This window comes from Neosynechococcus sphagnicola sy1 (genome assembly GCF_000775285.1).
GTDB classification, from domain to species: Bacteria; Cyanobacteriota; Cyanobacteriia; order Neosynechococcales; family Neosynechococcaceae; genus Neosynechococcus; species Neosynechococcus sphagnicola.
Map to the genome: position 1 here is coordinate 103,358 of NZ_JJML01000019.1, position 14,843 is coordinate 118,200.

Genomic DNA, 14,843 nt, shown 5'->3' on the forward strand with positions numbered 1-14,843 from the left:
ATAGTATCCCAATTACTGGGGATCTAGACGGAGCACGGCCATGAAGGCTTCCTGGGGCACATCAACGGTGCCAATGGACTTCAATCGCTTTTTCCCCTTCGCTTGCTTTTGCAACAGTTTCTTCTTGCGGGAAATGTCGCCACCGTAGCACTTGGCGAGGACATCCTTGCGCAGAGCGGGGATATGTTCACTGGCAATCACTCGACTGCCGATGGAGGCTTGGATGGGAATCTTGAATTGGTGACGAGGGATCAGTTCCTTGAGTTTTTCCACCAGCGATCGCCCCACGTGGTAGGCCTTATCCCGGTGGACAATCATGGCCAGGGCATCCACCGGGTCATTGTTAATCAGAATATCCATCCGTACTAAGGGGTTTTCCTGGTATCCGATCAGGTGGTACTCCATACTGGCGTAGCCCCGTGTCCGGGATTTCATCTGATCAAAGAAGTCGGTGACCACTTCAGCCAGGGGGTATCTCGTAGATCAAGGTTGTGCGCCCCTGGGTGAGATATTTCATATCCTTGAACATCCCCCGGCGGGTCTGGCTCAGTTCCATCAGCGCCCCCACATATTCTTCCGGGGTGATCATCTCCACCTTTACATAGGGTTCTGCGATCGCCTGTCGCTTGTCAGGATTGGGCAGGGTACTGGGGTTGTCAATGGTAATCACTTCGCCATCATTAAGGGTCACCTGGTAGACCACTGAGGGCGCAGTGGTAATCAGATCTAAGTTGTACTCCCGCTCCAACCGTTCCTGGACAATTTCCATATGCAGTAACCCCAGAAAGCCACAACGAAAGCCAAACCCCATGGCGCTAGAAGTCTCCGGTTCATAGTAGAGGGCGGCATCGTTGAGCTTGAGTTTTTCCAGGGCTTCCCGCAGATCGGGGAATTGATCTGCATCCGTGGGAAATAACCCACAAAACACCATCGGGCTGACTTCGGTGTAACCGGGAAGGGGCGAAGTCGCCGGCTGCTGGGCCAGGGTAATGGTATCTCCCACCCGAGCATCGCCGACGGCTCGAATGGCCGCAGCGAAATAGCCCACTTCTCCCGCGTGGAGTTCCGGCACCGGAATTTGGGTGGGGGATAACACCCCCAGTTCATCAATTTCGTATTCCTTGCCCGAGGCCATTAACCGAATGCGATCGCCTGTTTTCAGGGTGCCATCCATGACCCGAAAGTAGACGATGACCCCGCGGTAACTGTCGTAGTAGCTGTCAAAAATCAACGCTCGCACGGGTTCCAGTACAGTATCTCGGGGGGGTGGCACCAGATGCACAATGGATTCTAGGATCTGGGGAATGCCTATGCCCTCCTTGGCTGAGGCCAGGATCGCCCCACTACAATCCAGCCCAATGATTTCCTCAATTTCCGACTTCACCCGCTCTGGTTCAGCCCCAGGCAGATCAATTTTATTCAGTACTGGAATCACTTCCAAATTATGCTCCAAGGCCAGATAGACATTGGCCAAGGTTTGCGCCTCCACCCCCTGGGAGGCATCCACGACCAAGAGTGCCCCTTCACAGGCTGCCAGCGATCGCGACACTTCATAGGAAAAATCCACATGCCCCGGTGTATCAATCAAGTTCAAGACATAGTGCTGACCGTCCTGAGCAATATAGTCCATCCGGGCTGCCTGTAGCTTAATGGTGATCCCCCGCTCCCGCTCCAGATCCATGTTGTCCAGGAACTGTTCTTTCATTTCCCGGGCATTGACGGTACCCGTCACCTGGAGCAGACGGTCTGCCAGGGTAGACTTACCATGGTCAATGTGAGCAATAATACAAAAATTCCGAATTCGAGAAACAGGCACATCCGTCATAGACTTCACTCTGAACCACGGGAGGGGCAACCGACCAACTCATCAGACCCCGTTAATGTACTGGGGTTATTAGTAAGCTACTTTATGAATTGTAATGCTTTCTTAGGACGGTGGATTTTCTCCAGCCCATCGGGGGTAGACTAGGTTATTGTCGAATTTCCTGCTCAGCCATTTTGCCAGAACTTCCCTCAACGCAGATGGGTGTAGAAGATTTTTAATTAATATCAATACAGTGGCCCTGATCTCATCGGGACTTCTCGCTGGGTGCGAACTGACCAGTGATAATGAGCCTCACGACAACCAGCGCTTTTGAGATCGCGGATGGCGTCAGGCCAAGTCACAACTCTGCATGTAACGTTAATAAGGCTTGCGGTTATGAATGATCAAGTTATAGATTCCGCCCGTGCTAGCAATAAGGTCGAAGTTTCGATCCAGATTGATGCCGAACTACTGACTCAGATCAGCCACCTGACCAATGATCCCAGTAAGGTCGTTGAGGTGGCGGTGCGGCAGTGGTTAAAAGGTTCGGGGCAGCGGGATGATGAATTGACCCGTAATTTGCAACGCAACCCTCCAGTGCCGCCTCGGGGAGAGTGGAATGATTGACCCTTCCCTTTGTTAAACCCTACGTGGGATGCTTTCGGATATGACTGCTGACCTGGTTTACATCCAGGATGCCCTGGATGAGTTCCGCAGCTTCTATTGGCGGGAAGCAGACTCCTACGGACTGCATCCAGACCAGTTGGTTGGCACCCCGGTGGGTGCCAACTTTGGCCCCGTGGCCATCGTTCCCTATTTAAGTCGAGTGCACCAAGTCCTAGAAACTCAGATTCCAGCTCAGTTCCCCTGTGAGTTTTGGGATCGACAAGGTCATGGGTGGTTATTTGATCTGTGGATTAGCCCGATTCCCTTGTCCGAGGCAGCTACCCCGCAGGTTTTGGTCATGGGATGTTTGCAGGTCAAGGCTCTCGATCACGCTTCCCCAAACGTCCCCCTTCCCAGCACCACACCCATTCCCAGTGCCGACTATTATCAAAAGCTCCTGACCCAGATTGCCTGGAATATTCGCCGTACCCTCGATCTCGATACGATTCGCCAGCAAGCCGTCGAAGGATTGGGCAAGGCCCTGGGGGTGAGTCGCTGTCTCATCTGCTCCTACGAGCGAGGCAGCGAGAGCGTCACCGTTATGGCTGAGTATTGCCAACCTGCCTTCTCCCCCGATGCTGCATCGTCACCTGGCGATCGCCGATGATGCCACCCTCCATCAGATGTTACAGACCGAGAATCTCTTCTCGCTGGATCAACCCCCGTGCCTGTCTGCAACCCGATGTCAGCCCTGGACAAAGCCCAGAAGAATCCTTGTTGCTGCTCACCACTGCCTACCAGGAACACCCCAATGGCCTGCTGTTGCTCTATCAGGCGGCTCCCTCACCCGGTTGGAACGCTGCCAGCATTGCCCTCGTCCGGGAACTGGCGGATCAGGTGGGAACGGCGATCGCCCACGCCACTTTATTTGCTGACGCCCGCGCCATGGCCCAGGAATTGCGACAGGTCAACGATCACCTGCTGCAAAAACACATCGAGCTCGACGATGCTCGGGAGCAGGCTGAAGTTGCCTCGCGCCTCAAAAGTGAGTTTCTCGCCAATACCTCCCACGAACTGCGCACCCCCCTGAATGGGATGTTGGGATTTTTGAAGTTGATCCTGGATGGCATGGCGGAAGACCCGGAAGAACAAGCGGAGTTCATCAACGAAGCCTATCGCTCAGCCCTGCATTTGCTAAATATCATTAACGATGTCTTAGACATCGCCAAAATTGAAGCCGGGAAGCTGCAAATTGATGTGGCTCCTGTCAACCTAGGGGAATTGCTCAAGGATGTAGCCGACTTTACCCAACCCAGTGCTGTTCAAAAAGATCTCGAATTTAAAATTTTGCCTCCCCCGACACAGGACGACATTGTGGTGTTGGGCAATTACCAACGGCTGTTACAGGTGATGTTAAATCTGGTGGGCAATGCGATTAAATTTACCCATGAGGGAGGTGTCACCATTGCGGCGGAGGTGCTGAAAAAGAAAGTTGTGGTTAACAATCAAGAGTTCCCAGGGATGGTGAAGATCCGGGTTGCGGATACGGGCATCGGCGTTTCCCTGGAAAAGCAGGACAAATTGTTCCAATCCTTCAGTCAGGTGGATGGTTCTCGCACCCGTCAGTACGGAGGCACGGGCCTAGGACTGGCAATTTCCCAGCGCTTGGTGGAAGCCATGGGCGGTGTGGTGAATTTCTACAGTATGGGGGAAGGCTTGGGGGCTACCGTTACCTTTACTGTTCCCTTATATCAAGAACCTGTGATGATCTCGTCTCAAATCGGCGATCGCGACAATGCCAGCCGAGAAACCCGTATCAGCCGCTAGCACCCCTGCGGTTGGGCACTAAACTAAGAGGAATAAACCCAGCATGACGCTAGGAGCCGCTCGGATGACAACGCCCTTAACTGCCCGTGATTTGTTTCGACGGGCCTACGAAAATCGCTACACCTGGGATCGTAACTTCCCTGGTTATACCGCCGAGGTTCAATGGAAGCGGGGAGAAGCAGTTGCTTCCGGCACGGTGCGAATTCACCCAGACTTGAGTGTGGAGGTGATGGGGGTGGCGGATGAAACCACCCAGGCAGAGATTCAAGGACAGCTGCGGGAAATTGTGATTCACCGCGTGCGGCGCAGCTTTGAAGACACCCACGGCAAAAATAGCTTTGAGTATGGGGCAACGGATGAAACCGGAGCCGTAGAAATTTTAGTTTCTGGCAAGGCCATGGGCGATCGCTACAAAGTTCGCAACAACGAAGTCTGCATGGTGCATCGCCAGATTCACGGGGTCGTGGTGACCATCAACACCTTTAGCAGCCAGCAGACGGGGACTGGTTACCTCTCCCATCGCTATGACTCGGTATACCACGATGGCAAAACCGGAGTCCTCAAAGGTGCGAGCCAATTTGAAGACCAGTATCAGCCAGTGGGCAACTACCACATCCTCACCCGACGCGTGATTCAATCTCAGCAGGACGGTCAGTCAATCACCACGGAGTTTGCCTTCTCCAAGGTGCAGATCCTGGAACCCGTTGCCGTTTAGTCCTGCGACCAGTCCCCCTCGGGACGGTTGCTTGCTCACAGCCCGGAGAAGGGCAACTGAGATCGATAGAATAGAGCCATGCAGTCCTTTTTACGCATCTTTGTAACGGTGAATTATGTCTCAGACCCTCGCCCTGACTCCTGACAATGTTGAAACGGTTCTAGACGACTTGCGTCCCTACCTGATGGCGGATGGCGGCAATGTTGAGCTGGTTGAGATCGAAGGCCCCGTGGTCAAGTTGCGCCTCCAGGGTGCCTGCGGTTCCTGTCCCAGTTCTACCATGACCCTACGGATGGGAATTGAGCGCCGCCTGCGGGAGTTTATTCCAGAAATTGCTGAAGTCGAACAAGTCTTATAGTTCCAAAATTGGGGCCAGGAAGAGATGTCCTAGCCCTTTTTTTATGCCCAGTCCCCCCTAAGACCTATGTCCCATCCCCTCTATGTTGCCTTTGTCTGGCATCAACATCAGCCTCTCTACCGCAGCCAGGTCAGCCTCCCACCTTGGGGAGGGGATGGAACATTGGCGGGTTCTGGGGCAACGGCACCCCCCGTTCTCCAGAAATGTGCCTATCGCTTGCCCTGGGTTCGGCTGCATGGGGTCAAGGACTATCTGGATTTAATTCTCTTATTGAAGAACTATCCCAAATTGCACCAGACGGTGAATCTGGTTCCTTCGCTGATTCTGCAACTGGAAGACTATATCGCTGGCACCGCGATCGACCCTTACCTAGCAGTGGCTCTCCTGCCATCTGAGCAATTACGACCGGAGCATCACCAGTTTATTCTCGCCCATGGGTTTGATGCCCACGTTCACACCATGATTGAACCCCATCCGCGCTATGCCGAACTCTATCAGCAACGCCAGGACAAGGGCATGGCATGGTGCCTGGACAACTGGGAGTCGCAAGAGTATGGTGACCTGCTGACTTGGCATAATCTGGCCTGGTTTGACCCCCTCTACTGGGATGACCCGGAGATTGCCCAGTGGTTAGAACGAGGGCGTAACTTTACCCTTGGCGATCGCCAGCGACTATTCTCGAAACAGCGGGAGATTCTCAGTCGCATTGTCCCTGAGCACCGCGAGATGCAGGCGTCGGGACAACTGGAAGTCATGACCTCTCCCTACACCCATCCGATTTTGCCCCTCCTGGCCGATACCAATGTCGGACGGGTCGCCGTTCCCACCATGGAGCTACCGCAACACCGCTTCCAGTGGGCGGAGGATATTCCCCGGCATCTCCAGAAAGCTTGGAACCTCTATCAAGATCGCTTTGGTTGTTCCCCCCGAGGGTTGTGGCCTTCCGAGCAGGCGATCAGTCCCGCCGTTTTACCCTATATTACCCAGCAGGGGTTTGAGTGGATTTGTTCCGATGAAGCAATTCTTGGCTGGACGGTTGATCACTTCTTTCACCGCGATGGCCTGGGAACGGTCTGCGAACCGGAATTACTGTATCGCCCCTATCGCCTCGAAACCGAGCATGGTGATCTCTCGATCGTGTTTCGGGATCACCGCCTTTCCGATCTGATTGGCTTTACCTATGGTTCCATGGAACCCAAACGAGCGGCAGCCGATCTCGTCGGCCACCTTGAGGCGATCGCCCGGATGCTGAAACACCGACAATTGGGAGGGGGAACCAGCTTAGAACAACCCTGGCTGGTGACCATTGCTCTGGATGGCGAAAACTGCTGGGAGTTTTATCAGCAGGATGGCAAACCCTTTCTGGAAGCCCTCTATCATTTCCTCAGTGACACCAGTGATCTGCAATTGGTGACGGTTTCCGAGTTTCTGGCTCAGTTCCCCGCCACCGAGATCTTGCGAGCGCAGCAGTTACACACTGGCTCCTGGGTAGACGGTTCCCTGACCACTTGGATTGGCGATCCGGCTAAAAACCGTGCCTGGGAGTACCTGACAGCTGCCCGACAGACCCTCGCCAACCATCCCGAAGCAACCGAGACAGCCAACCCTGCTGCCTGGGAAGCGCTCTATGCGGCGGAGGGTTCAGACTGGTTTTGGTGGTTTGGCGAAGGCCATAGCTCTAACCAGGATGCCATTTTTGATCAGCTGTTTCGGGAGCATTTGTGTGTGCTCTATCAGTCGCTCCAGGAGCCGATTCCTGACTACCTGCGCTATGCAGTGGAAGCTCACGAGTCCAGAGCCGATCATAAACCTCAGGGATTTATCCATCCCCTGATCCAGGGTCATCCCAATGATCAGGACTGGAACAAAGCCGGACGGATTGAGATTGGCGGGGCTCGGGGAACCATGCACCGCAGTAGCCCTATGCAACGCCTCTGGTATGGCGTTGATCACCTAAATTTCTATCTCAGACTGGATTTTCAGGTGGGAACCGAAGCGGGGAAGGATTTCCCTCCGGAACTGCATCTCCTGTGGTTCTATCCGGATCGACCGATGCACAATAGTCCCATTCCCCTGAACAATATCCCGAATTCCCCCCCCTTAAATTACCTCTACCACCATCATCTAGGAGTCAATCTGCTCACCCAGACCGTCTGGTTTCAGGAGGCTGGGGAACACCATCAGTGGCATGACCACTTCAGCCGTGCCTTAGTGGGGTTAGATCACTGTTTGGAGATTGCCGTCCCCTGGGCTGATTTACGCGCCGAACCGGACTGGTGCTTGCGCTTATTATTGGTGCAATCCGAGGCCGGAGAATTTCAGGATTACTTCCCAGACAGCACCTTAGTGCCCATTGATGTGCCCTAGGTGGTTATCTGCCTGAAGCCCTATTCCTGCTCCTGATGCGGTTCTAACTCCCTCGCTTCTGAAGTCAGGTCAGCGGTAGGTGGTGGTGAGGAGTGCCCTAGGAGTTGGGCAACCTGCTGCACCAACCCACTGAGCTTCCCCTCCTCCAGCAAGGTATTGATCAATGCCAGCCCACTGGTGGAGAGCAGCAGTTTGTGAATATCCCCGGTTCCGTGGTTGTTGTCACCATTGGGAAACGCATAGATGCGGGTTTCTCCCAAAACACCGGGTTGGGGTGCCAGGGCTTGGAGAATTTCCGGCAGGCGGGGCGCGACTTGCGGCCAGAGGTTGGTAATCAATTGGGCGGTCAGGTTGGCATTGCTAATCATGTTTTGAGCCACCATCTGGGCACGAATCCCCTCCGCCTCTGCTAAGGCTTGATCTCGGTTGGCTGCGGCGAGGGTGCGAAGGGCTTCGGCTTCTAATGCTGCGGTTTGTTGCGCCACTTCCGCTTGCCGACTCCGACGGAAGGCATCGATTTCGACGATGTTGCGGTCAGCCACCCGTTTTTCCTGGGCATCTTTTTCGGCGGCGATCACGGACAGACGTTGGGAACGTTCCGCCTTTTCAATTTCAGTTGCTGTGAGGACACTGGCTTCGGCCTTGGCACGTTGGGCTTCGGCCATAAAGCTTTCCCGCCTTTTATTCGCCACGGCAATGGCCACATCTTCCTGGGCAAGTTTTGCCAGTCGATCGGACTCGGCAATCTGCACTTGGGCTTGCAATTTGCTAGATTCCACCGTTTGTTGACGGGTAATTTCCGCCACTTCGGATTCCTGTTGTTGGAGGGATTGGGTGACTTTGAGTTGCTTGTTTCGCTCTTCTAGGGAGATAGCTGCCTGAATCTGACTTTGTTGCACCCCCAACTGTTTGCGAATTTCTTCCTCTTCGACGGCTTGATCTTGCAGAATTTTGTTGCGGCGAGCGGCGGCAGCTTCCCGATCTTTGGATTCCTGAATTTCCCGCTCCCGCTGGGCGGTCAGGGCGGCAATTTGGAATTGTTGTTCTAGGCGAGCGGATTCTTGTTCCTGGGCAATTTGTAGCGATCGCTTGCGGGCATCTAATTCTTTTTGCTCAATGGCTACCTGGGTAGTGAGTTCGACTTCGCGTTTTTGTTGAATCGATCGCTGAATGGTTTCAGTCCGCAGTCGGACTCCCTGGGCATCAAAGAAATTGTTGGTGTCGTAGGTGTCGCTCTCTTGAATTTCTGAGATGGCGATATTATTCAGGGTCAGCCCCACCTTGCTCAAATCCTGCTGCATCAGATTTAAGACTTCCTGGGCAAATCCCAACTTATCGGAGTCCACCTCAGCGAGATCTTTGTTTTTGGCGGCGGCTCGGATTGCATCATCGGCGCGTTTCTCCAGGGCATTTTTAATGTTGTCCGGGGTGATGTGATTGTTTTGGGAGAGACGAGCGGCAGCGGTTAAGACATCCTCCTCCGTGGCGTTGATACAAACATAGAAGGTGACGCGCATATCTGCCCGCAGATAATCTTTGGTTCGCACCGCGAGCTTCCCCGTGCGTTCAACATCAATGGAAATTTCCCGCAGGGGCACCCGGGTAAGTTCATGGAACCCCGGTAGCACCACACAGCCGCCGTTTAAGATCACGGGTTTTTTCTTGGCAAACACCCCCCCGTCCGGACAAAGGCTTCGTTGTTGGGGGTGATCACATAGACCCGGGTATATGCCCACACGCTCAATAGCAGCAGCAACACCAGACCCCCCAATCAGACCAGGAAAGAAGAGTAAGCCGCTGCCTAGTTGTCCCACCACAGGCCGGGGGATGAGGGGACTCGGCAGGGTTGACAGCAGCAGCTGAGATTGGGTGGGCGGGATCTTAGCTATCTGCGGTTGCGGCACTGACATCGTAGGCAGGGTCTGAAGGAAGGTTAACCAGAAAAGCATAATCTGTATTTCCTGAGGTTCTGAAGCAGGATCTTACCCATGGGATGAGTGATTGAGCCAGTGATCCTGATCGACACTACCCTGCACAATCACCAGATAGATCTGATCCTGACGGTCAATCACCAAGACCGGGACACCGAGTTTGGCAGTGACGGTTGCCCAATCGGGAAGGGCGGCGTTAATGATTACCCGATTGCGTGCCGAGTCCACGACGTTCACCTGGCCAATCCGTCCTGTTTGATAGGGGGGAATCATGGCTGAACTAACGATGCCTACACAGCCTACCAGGCGATCGCTACTGGCATCTTCTCCAAAGCTGGCAAAAATTTTTTCTAGGGGACGGGCTGCCCATCGCCCCAGGTACAGCGCCACCCCTAAGGCGCTCAGCATCACGGCGATCGCCCCTAAACCCTCTGGCATCGTACCCCCCAGACTCCCTAAACTGCTATTCAGCATCCAGCCCACTACGCCCCAGAGACTGAGATCGACTGCCAGCAGGAGTACGAGAGGGGCTTTGCCAACCCCCAACCACCCCAAGAGATCGCTGAAACCAAACCCTGCATCGGCATCGGCCTCTAAATCTGGGAAGTCACCCTCGACATGGGTATGGAGGCTATCGTCGCTGCCCCCGAGGGCGATCACAAATACAAACAACAGCACGCCCAGCAATAGCAGCATCCAGTAGGGTAAATTAGCCAGATCGAACAGCATCGGGAGCTACCTATTGAGACCGCGAAACATCGCAGGATTAAGGTTAAGTTTAGTCAATTGTGGCTGGGATCAAAAATACTGAGGGGTGGGATGTTCCTAGTGCGGCTCCCTCAACAACCATGGGGATCATCCGCCCCTAGCCTTTGACATCAAGCAAGGGCCTTCCTGACCAGAATCACCGTACAGTCACACCCCCGAGCGATCGCCTCCGGGGTGTTCCCTTGAATCACTTGTTGCAGCAGCCCCTCCCGACTGGCGCCTAAAATAATTACATCACATTGATCCTTCTCAGCCATATCAATAATGGCTTCAGACACAGCCTCGGCACAGACAGGGGAGACCAGTACCGGGAAGGAAAGTCGCTGGCGGAGAAAGCTGGCCGCCGCTGCGAGGGCGGTGGTGTCATGGGCGGGCTCCGAGGGATAAAAGACCTGACACAGTCGGATGGTAGGGTCACGACTTAAGGAAAGTAATTCTGGCAAGAGTTGAATCGCATACTCAGCATTGGGGCCGCCCGCCATGGGTACTAACCAACGATTCAGCTGCATCAAGCGCATTAAGGCATCGGCGGCGGACTGGGAGGAGAGGGGATTTGCTTGCCCCTGAAGTCCTTTGAGATGCTCCCCCAACTTCACCAGCACCACATCACAGGCGGCCTGTCGAATGGCAGTATCCACCGCATCCCCAAAAATCCGACCGGGGGTTGTGGTTTCGCCCTTCCACCCCATGATCAGCAAATCAATGTGACGTTCCTTGATCACCTCTAAAATGGCCTCAGCCAAATCATGGGCAACCCGAATCTGAGTATGCACTGGCACCTGCCAATCTAGCCCCTGTGCCACCGCATGATCCAGCAGCTGTCGATTCAGGGCAATGTTGACCGTTGCTTCCCCAGGGGGAATATGGCGGGGAACCAGGATCACTTGCAGACATTCCAGCTCATAGTGGCGCTGACGGGCGATCGCGGCAGCAAACCCCAACAGCACATCCATGGTTTGGGGATTACTCACCGGCACCAATAACCGCCCCTGTCCCGTTGCCGGGGCTTTGGTTTGATAAACCACATAGGAAGGTTCCGGCTTTGGCCCGAGGGGTCGCACATCCCCCCGCACCTGATCGACTTCAGCGCGAATAATATCGGCACGGGTAATAATGCCAACTAGTTTGCGCCCCTCAATCACGGGCAGCCGACTGATCTGGTAGCGGTTGAGCAAATGCAGTACAGCGGTGAGCGAGTCGGTGGGGTTGACGGTGATCACCTGGCGGGTCATGATTTGAACCAGGGGAACCTTGCCGGAGCGTTGGTGGGGTGACAGTTGCGCCAGATCAGACTGGGTGAGAATGCCCACCAATTTGCCCCCATCCACCACGGGGAAGCCTCGGTGCGGTGAGCGAGAAAATGCTTGGAATGCCTCCTCCAAAGGCATTTGACTGGAGAGAGTTTCCACCCGTCGCTGCATAATGTCGGTTGCCGTCAATCCTTCCCACCGCTGGTCAGCCGTCGTCTTGTGTTGAAGATGAATACCGCGCCACTCCAGCAGGTGCTGATAGATTGACCCTTTAAACAGGCGCTCTGCGACCAGATAGGCCACCACCGAACCAATCATCAGCGGCAGTACCAAATCAAAATCTGCCGTCATCTCGAAAACAATTACCAGTGCCGTAATCGGCCCCCTGGTTACGGCACTGAAGAAGGCACACATGCCCGTCAAGGCATAGAGGGTCGGTGAACCGATATCAAGACTGTGCGGCAGATTCAGGCTGTGCAACCCAGTTCCCACGAGATTTCCCAAGGCGGAACCTAAAATCAGGGAGGGCGCAAACAATCCCCCCCGGTGCACTGGAGCCAAACCCCACTAAACAGAGCAAAAAGTAGGTGACGAAGACCAAAGCGGTGATCTGCCAGTCCATCCCTCCAATGACTAAAGAATCTTGCAGCTCGACGCTGTAGCGCAACCCATCGGGAAGCAGAGCAATGATTATGCCCGTGAGGCCAGCGGCCAGACTGACGCGCCAGGGTAGGGTCAAGTGGTGGAGCCGGGAACGGTTAAAGGTGAGACTGGCAAGCACTCCACGATTGAACAATGCCCCCAGCAGTCCTGCCAGAATTCCCAAGCCGATCAAAATGGGAATTTCCTGAACTGAAAAACTGGTCTGAACCTGGCTCAGATCCGGGATCAGACCCCGCCCTCCTAGTAAGCGGGACACGACCCCGCCGACAAACGCCGCCAGAATCGCGGTGCCGAGGGTGAAGTCAGACACATCCTGAAGTAGTTCTTCCACCACAAACAGTACCCCAGCAATGGGGGCATTGAAGCTGGCTGCCAATCCAGCAGCGGCACCGGCAGCAATTAATTGCCGCTGGTAGGCCGGGGAGGTTTCTGTCCAGCGGCTAAATTGGGCAGCCAAGGCGGCACCGATCTGCACCGTTGGCCCTTGTCTGCCCAAGGCCAGCCCCGATCCCAGGGAGAGACTGGTGCTGACAAGCTTTACCAGAGCCACCCGTAAATCTAAGGCAATGGGCACGTGAGCCAGAGCCGCTTTGACTTGGGGAATGCCGCTGCCCGTCGCCTCCGGTGCCAATGCCTCAATCAACCAGCCGCTCCAAAAACCACCGACGAGGCCAATGCTCGGTAACGCTAGCCAAGCAGGTACCAACTGCGTCGCCATGACCCGCCAGCCGTCCAACCATGCCACCGACTGCTTGAGTAAAACCGCTGCCAACGCCGAGCAAAAACCAATGAGACAGGCCTCAAAAATTGCCAGCGGTTTGGGTCTTAGCAGGGAGCGCAGAGATTGAACAATGGCAGCAATCCACATCAGGCAAAGGAGTTTGACCCGAAGGCTTGCAGGACAAAACGAGTAAGATTACGGAATATTAACTTCATGGTTAGTCGATAGAATTCATGGCTAGGGCAGTGAGCATCAATCCGCACAACTGCTTCCAGATGCCTGATCCTTCGTTCTCTATTTCTGCCATAGTGTCTGAGCAAATCTTAAACGCAATTTCAGTGATCGCCCTCCAAATTCATCAGTCCGTGGCGCTGGAGGAAATTTTCCAGAATGCTGTCACGGTCATTCGAGGGACACTCTACACCGATCGCGGGATCATTTGTCGTAGCCAACCCGATGGCAGTGGTGAAGTCTCCTTTGAGTCTGTGGGGGCGGGCTGGACACCGATGCTGGGGCAGATGATCTCTGCTCCCTGCTTCAACGCTCTGGGGATCGATCGGGAGCGGCAGGAACCAGACAACACGATCTCAGACCTAGCAGACAGAGACATCAATCCTGGCTGGGCAGCCTTCGTCACCCAGTTCCAGGGGCAGGCACCGCTAGCGGTGCCCATTATCGCCCAGGGCGATCGCTGGGGATGGCTGATGGTTCACCATTGTCAGTGTCAGCGATCGTGGCAATCGGTAGAGGTGCAATTTCTGCAACAGATGGCAGTACAGCTAGGCATTGCCCTGTACCAGGCAGCCCTGCACCAGCAACTTGACCAAGGGCACTCAACCTCCACTGCAAGTGCAGAAAATACGCTCCGGCAACGCGCAGAAAAAGAACAGGCACTGAATCAAGTGGTGCGGGCAATTTCTCAGTCTCTGGATTTGAATATCATTTTTTCTACAGCGACGACTGAAATTGCCCAACTTCTGCAAGTGGATCGGACAACCATTGAACAATATTTACCAGAGCGCAGGTGTTGGCAGGTGATTGCTGAATATCGACAACATCCCGATCTGCCAATGACGCTAGGGCTTGAAATCCCAGATGAAGAGAATCCGATAACGGTTCAACTGAAGCAGGTTAAGCGAGTCAATGTTAGAGGATGTTTTAAAAGGTTTTTTGGGTCAGATTTTATGCTAACTGCCTCACCATGATTCGTATCATGGCCAGGTAAATAAATGTCTCCGAAGTTTCTGGCCATAACTCATAGTCTCGAACCAATCGACGGTACCCCATGAGCCAGCCAAATGTTCGTTCAACAACCCACCTTTTTTTCAGCAATACGAACCCTTTGGTTTGCTCTGGTCGCAGCACAACCTCCACAATCCACCGACAAACATCCATCACCCACATCAGGAATGGATTACCGTCAAAACCGCCATCGGCCCAAATCGTATGCAGTCGCGATACCCCTTGACCCATCTGTTTCACCTGTTGGAGTACCTGTTTAGCCCCCTCTCGTTCGGGTACACTCGCGGCAGTCACCAAGACCCGCAACAGCAATCCCAGGGTATCGACCGTCATAAACCGTTTTCGACCTTTAATTTGTTTGCCCGCATCGTAGCCCACCGATTGGCTCACTCCAGCGGCACTTTTGACACTTTGACTGTCGATAATCGCTTCCGACGGGCTGCGATGACGCTCCTGTTCAATTCGGGTACACTCTCGCAATCGGTCGTGCATCCGCACCCAGGTTCCATCTTTGCGCCACTGACGAAAGTAGGTGTATACGGTTTGCCATGCCGGAAAATCCCCTGGCAACCCTCGCCATCGCACTCCCTC

The 14,843-nt window shown here is 54.3% G+C and carries 9 protein-coding genes and 3 pseudogenes; 7 read left to right on the plus strand and 5 right to left on the minus strand.

Translation table 11 applies throughout. From position 1 onward, the window contains the following. Positions 1–12: 12 nt before the first annotated feature. Positions 13–1,825, minus strand: a pseudogene (lepA, locus tag DO97_RS10165) (translation elongation factor 4). Positions 1,826–2,200: 375 nt separating this feature from the next. Between lepA and DO97_RS10170 the strand changes: the two are divergent. From DO97_RS10170 to DO97_RS10195, 6 genes are all read left to right on the plus strand, one after another. Then, positions 2,201–2,431, plus strand: a complete 231-nt coding sequence (locus tag DO97_RS10170; protein ID WP_036533029.1) for a hypothetical protein — start codon at positions 2,201–2,203, stop codon at positions 2,429–2,431. Positions 2,432–2,471: 40 nt separating this feature from the next. Continuing rightward, positions 2,472–3,077 (plus strand): hypothetical protein, encoded by a 606-nt coding sequence (locus DO97_RS10175; protein WP_036533032.1) that lies wholly within the window; start codon positions 2,472–2,474, stop codon positions 3,075–3,077. After that, on the plus strand, positions 3,074–4,237 hold the full coding sequence (locus DO97_RS10180) for a sensor histidine kinase (RefSeq protein ID WP_081980709.1): 1,164 nt from the start codon (positions 3,074–3,076) through the stop codon (positions 4,235–4,237). The genes DO97_RS10175 and DO97_RS10180 overlap by 4 nt, the downstream gene beginning before the upstream one ends. A 64-nt stretch (positions 4,238–4,301) precedes the next feature. After that, positions 4,302–4,952: a DUF3386 domain-containing protein gene (locus tag DO97_RS10185; protein ID WP_036533088.1), complete on the plus strand. Its 651-nt coding sequence runs from the start codon at positions 4,302–4,304 to the stop codon at positions 4,950–4,952. A gap of 115 nt (positions 4,953–5,067) precedes the next feature. Next, positions 5,068–5,310: a NifU family protein gene (locus tag DO97_RS10190; RefSeq protein WP_036533034.1), complete on the plus strand. Its 243-nt coding sequence runs from the start codon at positions 5,068–5,070 to the stop codon at positions 5,308–5,310. A gap of 66 nt (positions 5,311–5,376) precedes the next feature. Beyond that, entirely contained in the window at positions 5,377–7,677 is a 2,301-nt protein-coding gene (locus DO97_RS10195; protein WP_036533037.1) for a glycoside hydrolase family 57 protein, read from the plus strand. A gap of 20 nt (positions 7,678–7,697) precedes the next feature. On the opposite strand, the pseudogene DO97_RS10200 reads toward DO97_RS10195, so the two are convergent. The 3 genes and pseudogenes from DO97_RS10200 to DO97_RS31035 all read right to left on the minus strand — a co-directional run bounded on the left by DO97_RS10200 (position 7,698) and on the right by DO97_RS31035 (position 13,157). Then, positions 7,698–9,626 (minus strand): annotated as a pseudogene (locus DO97_RS10200) (flotillin family protein). A 33-nt stretch (positions 9,627–9,659) separates the two neighbouring features. Next, the gene (locus DO97_RS10205; RefSeq protein ID WP_036533039.1) at positions 9,660–10,337 is read right to left on the minus strand and encodes an OB-fold-containig protein; all 678 of its coding nucleotides are present in this window, start codon (positions 10,335–10,337) and stop codon (positions 9,660–9,662) included. A gap of 149 nt (positions 10,338–10,486) precedes the next feature. Further along, positions 10,487–13,157 (minus strand): annotated as a pseudogene (locus DO97_RS31035) (chloride channel protein). A gap of 161 nt (positions 13,158–13,318) precedes the next feature. Between DO97_RS31035 and DO97_RS10215 the strand changes: the two are divergent. Further along, the gene (locus DO97_RS10215; protein WP_036533041.1) at positions 13,319–14,215 is read left to right on the plus strand and encodes a GAF domain-containing protein; all 897 of its coding nucleotides are present in this window, start codon (positions 13,319–13,321) and stop codon (positions 14,213–14,215) included. Here the strand turns inward: DO97_RS10215 and DO97_RS10220 are convergent. Beyond that, positions 14,193–14,843: IS5 family transposase (locus DO97_RS10220; protein ID WP_036533090.1), on the minus strand; the 651-nt coding region annotated here is incomplete at its 5' end. The two genes, DO97_RS10215 and DO97_RS10220, sit on opposite strands and share 23 nt — an antisense overlap.